This is a genomic window from Cryobacterium sp. (assembly GCF_025463825.1).
GTDB lineage: Bacteria > Actinomycetota > Actinomycetes > Actinomycetales > Microbacteriaceae > Cryobacterium.
Map to the genome: position 1 here is coordinate 1 of NZ_JAODBG010000104.1, position 9,661 is coordinate 9,661.

Below are 9,661 nucleotides of genomic sequence, written 5' to 3' on the forward strand. Positions count from 1 at the left end.
GCCCGCAAGCTGCGCGTGCTGGGCAAGATCCCCGCCGTCATCTACGGCCACGGCACCGACCCGGTGCACGTCGCCCTGCCGGCCCACGAGATCGCCCTGCTGCTGCGTCGTGCGAACGCCGTGCTGGAGCTCGACGTCGAGGGCACCACCCACCTGACCCTGGTCAAGGACGTGCAGAAGGACCCGGTTCGCCAGATCATCGAGCACCTCGACCTCATCGTCATCCGCAAGGGTGAAAAGGTCCAGGTCGAGGTCGCCGTGCACGTCACCGGTGAGACCGCACCCGGCACCACCGCCGATCTGGACGCCAAGACCCTGCTCCTCGAGGTCGAAGCCACCAACATCCCGCAGAGTGTCAGCGTCGATGTCGAGGGCCTCGAAGACGGCACCCTGATCCACGCCAGCGAGATCACGCTCCCCGCGGGCGCCTCGCTCATCTCCGACCCCGAGATGGTCGTCATCGGCGTACACCTGCCGGCCGAGGAAGAAGAAGAGGGAGCGGAGACCGTCGAGGGCGAAGCTGTGGCCGAGGAAGCTGCCGCCGAGTAGTCTTACCCCTCCGCCACCGGACAGAAACTGCGTAAAGGAACCCCCTGGACGAGAATCTCTGGCTCGTAGTCGGGCTCGGTAACCCCGGGCCCGGCTACGCCGGTAACCGCCACAACGTCGGCCACATGGTGACCGCCGTGCTCGCCGATCGTCTGCGGGCGAACTTCAAGAACCATAAGACCAACTCGGCGGTCGCCGAGGGGCGCAGTTTCCCCGGCGGGCCCAAGCTCGTGCTGGCCAAGCCGAACACCTTCATGAACCTCTCCGGCGGCCCCGTCGCCGCCCTGCTGCGCTTCTACTCCCTCGACGTCTCGCGCCTGATTGTCGTGCACGATGAGCTGGACCTGCCGTTCGACACCTTGAAGATCAAGGTGGGCGGCGGCCACGGCGGCCACAATGGGTTGCGCGACATCATCGCCGCGTCCGGCAGTAACGAATTCACCCGCATCCGGATGGGCATCGGCCGCCCGCCCGGCCGGCAGAACGCGGCCGACTTCGTGCTGCACGATTACAGCAGCACCGAGCGGGCCACCCTGCCGATCATGCTCGAGGATGCCGCGGACGCGATCGAGATGATCGTGGCCGACGGTGTCACCGCGGCCCAGCAGAAGTTCCACGCCCCACCCGCCTAGCCTGCCGCGAACTACCCGTAGACTTGTGCGGTGATTCTTCAGGGCTTGATTCCGGCGCTTTCCGGCGCCTCCTCGTTCGATTCCGCCCTCGCCTTCGCGGCCCGTGACGCCGACTTCTCGCTCACTGAGGGCCTCCGTGCGCCCCTCCTGGCCGCGCTGCTGGAGCAACGCGACCGCCGGGGCAAGGGCAGGGCGCTGTTCATCATCACCGCCACCGGCCGGGAGTCCGAGGCGCTGCGGGAGAACCTGGGCTGCTTCTCCGACGATGCCGAAATCGTGGAGTTCCCCGCCTGGGAGACCCTGCCGCACGAGCGGCTCAGTCCCAGCGCCGAGATCGTGGGCCGGCGCCTGTACGCGTTGCGGCGGATGCGCGAGTGGGAGGCGGCGGATGCGGCCGACCGCCGACCGCTCATCGTCGTGGCCTCCGTGCGCGCTGCCCTGCAGCCGGTGGCCGACAACCTCACCGACTTCGACCCGCTCGAGCTCACCGCCGGCGGCCGCGGCCACGACCTGGCCGCCATTGCCGTGGACCTCGTCAACGTGGCCTACGCCCGGGTGGACATGGTCACCAGGCGCGGCGAGTTCGCGGTGCGCGGCGGCATCCTCGACGTCTTCCCGCCGATGGCCGCGCATCCGTACCGAATCGAGTTCTTCGGCGACGAGGTCGAGCAGATCCGCGCGTTCGCCGTCTCCGACCAGCGCTCCATGCCCGAGCCGATCGCCTCGGTCAGCCTGCCACCGAGCCGGGAACTGTTGCTCAGCCCCGCCGTGCGTCAGCGCGCCCGGGAGATGCAGCACGAGTTCCCGAGCCTCGCCGGGCTGCTCGCCAAGGTCGCCGAGGGCATCCCCGTCGAGGGCATGGAGAGCCTCGCCCCCGCCCTGGTCGACCGGCTTGTGCCCGTCACCCACTACCTGCCCCGGCACGCCGCCGTCGCCGTGATCTCCCCGGAGCGGGTCGCCTCCCGGGCGATCAGCCTCGCCGAGACCAACCGGGAGTTCCTCTCCGCCGCCTGGAACGCCGCCACCGCCGGCGCCGAGGCGCCCATCGATCTCGCCAGCGGTGACTTCCTCACCCTGGGCACCCTGCGGGACGCCGTGCGCTACTCAGCGCCGGGCGCCCCCGCCACCGAACGGGTCTGGTGGACCCTGAGCTCCTTCCAGGCCGCGCCGACCGACATCGAGGTGCTTCCGGAGCACCGGGAGATCGACGAGCTGCTCACGGTGCGCATCGAGGGCAACCCCGTGCCCAGCTTCCAGGGCAACGTGGAGGGCGCCGTCGGGCACCTCTCCGCTCGCCTCAAGGACGGCTGGACCGTCGCCGTCGTCGCCCAGGGCGCCGGCCTCGTCGACCGGGCCGCCGACGTGCTCGCCGGCGCCGAGCTGCCCGCCCGCATCGTGGAAGAGTTCCCGGCGAACCCTGAGCCGGGCATCGCCTACCTGCTCAAGGCCTCCATCGCGCACGGCTTCGAGATCCCGGAGATCAAGCTCACCCTGGTCAGCGAGAGCGAGTTCTACGGGCGCACCGTCGGCTACGACGCCCGCCAGATCAAGAAGCTCGCCAGCCGGCGGAAGAACGTCGTCGACCCCCTGCAGCTGAAGACCGGCGACCACGTGGTGCACCAGACGCACGGCATCGGCCGGTTCCTCGAGCTCACCCAGCGTGAGGTGTCCAGCGGCGGCCGCCACCCGGTCAAGACGACCCGCGAGTACCTGGTCCTCGAATACGCGCCGTCCAAGCGCGGCCAGCCCGGCGACAAGCTCTATGTGCCCACCGACCAGCTCGACCTGGTCAGCCGGTACGTCGGCGGCGAGGCGCCCGCGCTGTCGAAGATGGGCGGCAGCGACTGGTCCGCCGCGAAGACCAAGGCCCGCCGCGCGGTGCGCGACATCGCCGTCGAACTGGTCAAGCTGTACTCCGCACGGATGGCCAGCAAGGGTCACGCGTTCGGTCCGGACACCCCCTGGCAGCGGGAGCTCGAAGAGGCATTCCCGTTCGCCGAGACGCCCGACCAGCTCACCACCATCGAAGAGGTCAAGGCCGACATGGAACGGCCCATCCCGATGGACCGGCTGCTCTCCGGCGACGTGGGTTTCGGCAAGACCGAGGTCGCCGTGCGCGCCGCGTTCAAGGCCATCCAGGACGGCAAGCAGGTGGCCATGCTCGTGCCCACCACCCTGCTCGTCCGCCAGCACATGGAGACCTTCCAGGAACGCTTCGCCGGCTTCCCGATCCACCTGCGGGCGCTCAGCCGGTTCCAGACCGACAAGGAATCCCGCGAAACCGTCGCCGGGATGCTTGACGGCACGGTCGACATGGTCATCGGCACGCACCGGTTGCTCTCGGAGAACACTATTTTCAAGGACCTCGGCCTGGTCATCATCGACGAGGAACAGCGCTTCGGTGTGGAGCACAAGGATGCGCTGAAGAAGCTCAAGACCAACGTCGACATCCTCGCGATGAGCGCGACCCCGATCCCGCGCACCCTGGAGATGGCGGTCACGGGCATCCGCGAGATGTCGACCCTGGCGACCCCGCCCGAGGACCGGCACCCGATCCTCACCTTCGTCGGCCCGTACTCCGACCGCCAGGTGGCCGCAGCCATCCGCCGGGAACTGCTGCGCGAAGGGCAGATCTTTTTCGTGCACAACCGGGTCTCCAGCATCAACCGGGTGGCCGCCCAGCTGGCCGAACTGGTGCCGGAGGCGCGCGTCGCCGTGGCGCACGGGCAGCTGCCCGAGGCGCAGCTCGAGCAGGTGGTGGTGGACTTCTGGGAGAACAAGTTCGACATCCTGGTCTCCACGACCATCATCGAGACCGGCCTGGACATCGCCAACGCGAACACCATCATCATCGACCGGGCCGACAAGTACGGCCTCAGCCAGCTGCACCAGCTGCGCGGCCGGGTGGGCCGGGCCCGGGAGCGCGCCTACGCCTACTTCCTCTACGACGAGAACAAGCCGCTGAGCGAGATCGCGCACGACCGGCTGGCCACCATCGCGGCCAACAACGAGCTCGGCGCCGGCATGCAGGTGGCGCTGAAGGACCTTGAGATCCGCGGTGCGGGCAACCTGCTCGGCGGCGAGCAGGCCGGCCACATCGCCGGTGTCGGCTTCGACCTGTACCTGCGGATGATCGGCGAGGCCGTGTCGACCTTCCGCGGTGACGTCGCCGAGGGCCAGACCGAACTGCGGCTCGAGCTGCCCGTGGACGCGCACATCCCCGAGGAGTACGTCGACAGTGAGCGACTGCGCCTGGAGGCCTACCAGAAGCTCTCCGGCGCCAGCGCGCTCGCGGCCGCCGACGACCAGATCGGCCTCGTGCTCGAGGAACTCACCGACCGGTACGGCGAACCGCCGGAGGCCGTTCGCAACCTCATTGCCGTCTCCCGGCTGCGCCGGCACGCCCAGCAGGCCGGCCTCGGGGAGGTGGTGGCGATGGGCTCCAACCTGCGCGTCGCCCCGGTCGACCTGGCCGATTCGATGCAGGTGCGGGTGCAACGGATGTACCCGGGTGCGAAGTACTCGGCCGCGGCCGGCACCATGATCGTGCCGCTGCCGCGCCTGAACGGCGAGCCGGTGGCCGACGCGGCGCTTATCGCGTGGACGGGCTCGCTGCTGGACGCGGTGTTCCCGCGGCCCGTCGATACTGCCGTGCCCGCACACTGACCACTCCCGCCGAGAGGAGGATGGCCACCCCCGAGCCGAGCAGCACGGCGAGGGTGGCCTCGTCGACGATCTCGGTGTTGCCGGCGAAGGCGAGCGCGCCCATCAACAGCGACACCGTGAAGCCGATGCCGCCCAGGCACGCGACCATGACGATGTCCGTGAACCGGAGGCCGGCCCCCGACCCGGCCGGCCGGCGGGAGATCAGGCTGCCCAGTGTGCCGGCGAGGGTGATGCCGAGCAGCTTGCCCACCGGCAGCGCCACCAGGATGCCCCAGAACGCCGGACTGAGCTCGGCCAGGCTCACCTGCGGGATCGCGACCAGCGCCGCCGAGAACGCGAACAGCGGCAGAATCACCGCGTTCGAGTACGGCTCGAGCACGTGGTGCGTGCGCCCGCCGGGAACCCGGGCCATCACGAGGCCGAGGAGCACTCCCGCGATGGTGGCGTGCACGCCGGACAGGTAGGTGAAGTACCAGGTCGCCACGCCCAGCAGCACCAGCGCGACGACGACCGGCCAGACGGGCCTCCGGCCCAGCACCCAGGGGGAGCGGGGCTTCAGCACCCGGCTGGTGACGCCGAACAGGGTGGCGGCGATGGCGGCGACGCCGATGTACTGCAGTTGCGGGTCCTGCGTGAAGAAGAACGCGATGATCAGGATCGCCACGAGGTCGTCGAGCACGGCCAGCGCGAGCAGGAACACCCGCACCCGGGTGGGGATGCCGCGGCCGAACACGGCCAGCACGCCCAGGGCGAACGCGATGTCGGTGGCCGTCGGCACCGGCCAGCCCGCCGCGAGCCCGGAGCCCCGGGTGAGCAGCAGGTAGATGCCGGCCGGCACCACGACCCCGCCGAGGGCGGCCAACGCCGGCAGGGCGGCCTTGCCGAAGCTGTTGAGGTCACCGATCACGAGCTCGCGCTTGAGCTCGATGGCAATGAGGAAGAAGAAGATCGCCAGCAGGCCGTCGCTGATCCAGTGCTTCGCCGACAAGTCGAGTCCGAACAGTCCGGTGTGCAGATGGACGTTGGCCGCCTCGATCAGCGCGGGGCCGAACCAGAGATTGGCGGCGATGAGGCCGAGGACTCCCGCGATCAGCAGGAATACTGCGGCGTAACGCTCGGAACGGATCATGGTCATGCGGTGTCCTGTCCACCCGGTCGCAAAAACGGGTCGGCCGTTGGTCGAGAGCGACACCCGTCGCCCGCCGACCAGACTTCCCGGCACACCTGGGATCAGTTTAGCCAGGCGGCCTACGATGGAGTGTGACCGATTCAGCCCAGCCCACCGCGTTCAGCGGCTCCGCCAGCAGCCCGTCCAGCCTCGACGACCTCGTGAGCACCGTCGCCCGGCTGCGGGCGCCCGGCGGCTGCCCGTGGGACGCCGAGCAGACCCACGAATCGCTCGTGCGGTACCTCACCGAGGAGACCCACGAACTCATCGAGGCGATCGAGAGCGGCAGCCGTGAGGACCTGCTCGAGGAACTCGGTGACGTGCTCTACCAGGTGGTCTTCCACGCGTCCATCGCCGCCGAGACGCCCGGGGAGGGGTTCGACATCCAGGATGTCGCGGCCGGGATGACCCGGAAGATGGTCGGCCGGCACCCGCACGTGTTCGGAAGCGGCGGGGAGCAGTCGCTCGATGAGGTCGTCGCCGGTTGGGACGACGTGAAAGCGGCCGAGAAGCCGCACCGCACCAGCGTTCTCGACGGCATCCCGCAGGGTATGCCCGCGCTCGCCCTGGCCGACAAGGTGATCGGGAAGGCCCAGAAGATCGGCCTGCTCGAGACGGACCCGCCCGCCCTGCTGCCCATCGACAGCGAAGCCGAGCTCGGCCCGATCCTGCTGGCCATCGTGTCGGCGGCCAAGGCGCAGGGGCTCGACTCCGAGCGGGCGCTGCGCACCGCTCTCCGCGACCTGCAGGACGAGATCCGCGCGGCGGAGCAGGAGAGCGGCGCGGACCCGGCCGATGCCGGCGTCATCGCCTTCCCCACCGCGTAGCGGCCCCGACCGGGGGACCGGTAACGTCGGACCATGACCGAGACATCCTTCAACGCCCTCCTGACCCAGCAAATCGGCCACGAGTTCGCCGCGTCCCAGCAGTACATCTCCATCGCCACCTGGTTCGACAGCCAGGACCTGCCCCAGCTGGCCGCGCACTTCTACCGCCAGTCGGTTGAAGAGCGCAACCACGCCATGATGCTCGTGCAGTACCGCCTCGACCGTGGCCTCGAGGTCGTCATCCCCGGCGTGCCGGCCGTGATCAACGGTTTCGGGAACATCGTCGAGCCCATCGCCCTGGCCCTCGCGCAGGAGCAGCAGGTCACCGGCCAGATCGAGGCGCTGTTCCGCGCCGCCCGCACCGACGGCGACGCCCTCGGCGAGCAGGCCATGCTCTGGTTCCTCAAGGAGCAGGTCGAGGAAGTCGCCTCCATGTCGACCCTGCTGACCATCGCTAAGCGCGCCAAGGACAACCTCTTCGACATCGAGAACTTCATCGCCCGCGAGAACGTCGGCGACGGCGGCGTCGAGACGGATGCCCCCGGCGCGGCCGGCGGCGCCCTCTAGCCCCTAACTGTTCCCGTTGCGGACGATTGCACCCGGCACACCGGGGCCACTTGTCCGCACGGGGAACAGTTGTCGCCGGGGGCGCGGGCGGGACGGGCCCGGGGGACCTGACAGAATTGGGGGCATGGCAACAGCAGTGACCCCTCCCCGCGGCATGCGCGACTTCCTTCCGGCCGACAAGGCCAACCGCGAGAGGGCGCTGGGCGTCATCCGGCAGAGTTTCGCCGCCCACGGCTTCGACGAGATCGAGACCCCGGTCATGGAAGACACCGCGAGGCTCCACTCCGGGCTCGGCGGCGACAACGAGAAGCTCGGCTTCGCTGTGCAGAAGCGCGGCCTCGCCCCGGCCGACCTGGTTGCGGCCGCCGAGGCGGACGACCTGCTCTCACTGACCGACCTGGGCCTCCGCTTCGACCTCACCGTGCCGCTGGCCCGGTTCTACGCCAGCCACCGCGCCGACCTCCCCGCCGTGTTCCGCGCCATCCAGATCGCCCCGGTCTGGCGTGCCGAACGCCCGCAGAAGGGCCGCTACCGCCAGTTCATGCAGTGCGACATCGACATCATCGGCGAGGCCGGCCCGCTGGCCGAGATCGAACTGATCACCGCCACCGTCGCCGCGCTGGACAACCTGGGCGTGACCGGCTGCTCGGTGCGCATCAACGACCGCCGCATCCTGAGCACCATGCTCGCCAGCTGGGGCATCGCGGCCGACCTCACCGAACGGGCGCTGATCACGCTCGACAAGCTCGACAAGATCGGGGTCGACGGCGTCGTGGCCGAGCTCGGCGGCCTCGGCATCGACACCACCGACCTGGCCCGGACCCTCGCGGGCTTCGCCGACGCCGGCTGGCCCGACGCCACGGATGCGCCCGCCTGGCTCGACGCGGCGGCCTACGCCGACCTGCTCTCGCTCCGCGCCGCGCTGCCCGGCGTGCGCCTGGAGTTCGACCCCACCCTGGTGCGCGGCATGGGCTATTACACCGGCACGATCTTCGAGATCGCCCATCCCGACCTGGGCTACTCGCTCGGCGGCGGCGGTCGGTACGACGGCATGATCGGCCGGTTCCTCGGCACCGACGTGCCCGCCTGCGGCTTCTCGATCGGCTTCGAACGGATCGTCGACCTGCTCGCCGGCGCCGACGACGAGACCGGCACCGCGGTTGTGCTCGTGCACGAGAAGGACGCCGACCCGGCCGCGCTCGTCGCCCTCAAGACGGCGCTGGTGGCCGACGGGCTGCGGGTGCGGCTGGACAAGCGCACGAAGAACCTCAAGGCGCTCCTCGAGCGGGCCGGTGCCGCCGGCTATGGCCGGTTCGCGTTCGTGACCGACGACTCCGTCGCCCCGGGCGACCTCGTCTTCAAACCGCTGGGCGACTGAACCGCGCATGAACTGCAGGTGTTCGGGACTTCAGTCCTGAGCGCCCCCTGGGCGCGGTCACTAGACTGATCACCGGACTGGAACACAGCGGCGTCTTCCTCAAAATCCACCCGGACTGAGAAATCCAAAAATAGATAGACAGACAGACACAGGAGATAGTTGTGGCTCTTATTGACGCAGTTGTTGCACGCGAAATCCTCGACTCTCGGGGTAACCCGACCGTCGAGGTCGAGGTTCTGCTCGAGGACGGCACGCTGAGCCGTGCCGCCGTTCCCTCGGGCGCCTCGACCGGTGCCTTCGAGGCCTACGAGCTGCACGACGGTGACAAGAAGCGTTACCTCGGCAAGGGCGTGCTCAAGGCCGTCGGTTCCGTCACCGACGAGCTCGGCCCGGCCGTTGAAGACCTCGACGCCGCTGACCAGCGCATCATCGACATGGTCCTCAACGAGACCGACGGCACCGTCAACAAGGAGCGCGTCGGCGCGAACGCCATCCTCGGCGTGAGCCTGGCCGTCGCCAAGGCCGCAGCAAGCTCGGCCGACCTGCCCCTGTTCCGCTACCTCGGCGGCCCGAACGCGCACACCCTGCCGGTGCCGATGATGAACATCATCAACGGTGGCTCGCACGCTGACAACGACGTCGACATCCAGGAATTCATGGTTGTCCCGCTCGGCGCTCCGTCCTTCAGCGAGGGCCTGCGCTGGGGCGTTGAGGTCTACCACGCCCTCAAGGGCCTGCTGAAGAGCAAGGGCCTGGCAACCGGCCTCGGCGACGAGGGTGGCTTCGCCCCGAACCTGCCGAACAACCGCGCGGCACTCGACCTCATCGTCGAGGCGATCGGCAACGCGGGCTTCGCTCCGGGCAAGGACATCGC

7 protein-coding genes and 1 pseudogene are annotated in these 9,661 nt (G+C 69.4%); 7 read left to right on the top strand and 1 reads right to left on the bottom strand.

The genetic code is table 11. The annotated features are described in order from the left end of the window. From JWP54_RS12585 to mfd, 3 genes are all read left to right on the top strand, one after another. Positions 1 to 549: 50S ribosomal protein L25/general stress protein Ctc (locus JWP54_RS12585; protein ID WP_297372596.1), on the top strand; the 549-nt coding region annotated here is incomplete at its 5' end. Between the two features lie 44 nt (positions 550 to 593). After that, positions 594 to 1,181, top strand: coding sequence for an aminoacyl-tRNA hydrolase (gene pth, locus JWP54_RS12590; RefSeq protein ID WP_297372608.1), 588 nt, complete (start codon positions 594 to 596; stop codon positions 1,179 to 1,181). Between the two features lie 30 nt (positions 1,182 to 1,211). Beyond that, complete coding sequence (mfd, locus tag JWP54_RS12595) at positions 1,212 to 4,847, top strand: transcription-repair coupling factor (RefSeq protein ID WP_297372597.1); 3,636 nt, start codon at positions 1,212 to 1,214, stop codon at positions 4,845 to 4,847. Here mfd and JWP54_RS12600 read toward each other — a convergent pair. Next, positions 4,774 to 5,982 carry a Na+/H+ antiporter NhaA gene (locus JWP54_RS12600; RefSeq protein WP_297372599.1) on the bottom strand — a complete coding sequence of 403 codons (1,209 nt, stop codon included), beginning with the start codon at positions 5,980 to 5,982 and terminating at the stop codon, positions 4,774 to 4,776. The genes mfd and JWP54_RS12600 overlap by 74 nt on opposite strands. Before the next feature lie 125 nt (positions 5,983 to 6,107). Here JWP54_RS12600 and JWP54_RS12605 point away from each other — a divergent pair, with 125 nt between their 5' ends. From JWP54_RS12605 to eno, 4 genes and pseudogenes are all read left to right on the top strand, one after another. Beyond that, positions 6,108 to 6,842, top strand: a complete 735-nt coding sequence (locus JWP54_RS12605; RefSeq protein WP_297372601.1) for a MazG family protein — start codon at positions 6,108 to 6,110, stop codon at positions 6,840 to 6,842. 33 nt (positions 6,843 to 6,875) lie between these two features. Beyond that, positions 6,876 to 7,409 carry a ferritin gene (locus tag JWP54_RS12610; protein WP_297372603.1) on the top strand — a complete coding sequence of 178 codons (534 nt, stop codon included), beginning with the start codon at positions 6,876 to 6,878 and terminating at the stop codon, positions 7,407 to 7,409. A gap of 124 nt (positions 7,410 to 7,533) precedes the next feature. After that, a complete protein-coding gene (hisS, locus tag JWP54_RS12615; protein ID WP_297372606.1) occupies positions 7,534 to 8,787 on the top strand; it encodes a histidine--tRNA ligase in 1,254 nt (417 codons plus the stop codon). Between the two features lie 161 nt (positions 8,788 to 8,948). Next, positions 8,949 to 9,661, top strand: a pseudogene (gene eno, locus JWP54_RS12620) (phosphopyruvate hydratase); the annotation flags it as partial.